Origin of the sequence: Deinococcus sedimenti (assembly GCF_014648135.1) — a bacterium.
GTDB lineage: Bacteria > Deinococcota > Deinococci > Deinococcales > Deinococcaceae > Deinococcus > Deinococcus sedimenti.
The window spans coordinates 1-1,129 of sequence record NZ_BMQN01000056.1 but is presented as its reverse complement, the minus strand read 5'-3'; the positions used below and the strand labels follow the sequence as shown (position 1 = coordinate 1,129).

Sequence of the window (1,129 nt, the reverse complement as noted above, 5' to 3'; positions counted from 1 at the left end):
GTACCCAAGCAGAAATTCACCGCTGAGTTCAAACAAGAAGCCGTCCGGCTGGTTCGCACGACCGGAAAGAGTTGCGCCCAGATTGCCCGTGACCTCGGCGTTCCCCCTCACTACGTCGTCCGGTGGAAGCAGCAGCAGGACACCCAGACGGCCGCCGGCCGCCCAGCCTTCACCGGGCGGGGCATCCCCACCCTTTCACCACAGGAGGCTCGACTCAAGGAACTGGAGCGGGAACTGGAAATTGCACGACAGGAACGGGATATCCTGAAAAAAGCACTGGCCTTCTTCGCGAAGCAGCCCTGATCTTCAAGTTCATCGAGGGGCACCAGAACGAGTTCCCAGTGGAACTGATGTGCCGGATTCTGGACGTGAGCATCAGCGGGTACTACGCTGCGCGGGGAAGGCCGGAGTGTAAGAGGATCACAAAAGACCGCGTGCTGATCGAGAAAATCAGGACCAGCTTCGAGGAAAGCCGGGGAACATACGGGGCGCTGCGCATCCAAGCCGACCTGAAGGCACAGGGAGAGCATGTCAGTCGTCAGCGGATCAGGCGGCTCATGCGACAAGCACAGCTTGTCGCGCGTGGGAAACGGAAGGTCCGCACGACAACGAAAGCGAAATCTTCGCGCCCAGTCGCAGAAAACATTCTTGATCGGGTGTTCACTGCGGACGGCCCGAACCAGAAGTGGGTCACGGACATCACGTATATCCCCACCCGTGAAGGCTGGTTGTACCTGGCGACGGTCATGGACCTGTACTCGAGGAAAATCGTCGGCTGGGCGCTGAATGAGCGACTTCAGACGCCGCTGGTCACAGCGGCGTTGGAGATGGCGGTGGCGCGTCGGAACCCACCAGGCGGACTCCTGCATCACTCGGATCGAGGGAGCCAGTATACGAGCGATGTGTACCAGCAGGCGCTGGACAGATTGCAGGCCGTTCAGAGTATGAGCGAGGCAGGAGAATGCTGGGATAACGCTGTCCAGGAAAGCTTTTTTGCGACATTGAAGACGGAGATGGGGCTTGGTGAAGCGCAGTGGGGTCGTGCCCAGACACGGACAGAGGTGTTCGAGTGGATTGAAGTGTTCTATAACCGTCGCCGTCGTCACTCGTCGTTGGGGTATCAGTCACC

1 pseudogene is annotated in these 1,129 nt (G+C 59.3%); it reads left to right on the top strand.

The annotated features are described in order from the left end of the window. A pseudogene (locus IEY69_RS21585) lies at positions 1-1,129 on the top strand (IS3 family transposase); the annotation flags it as partial.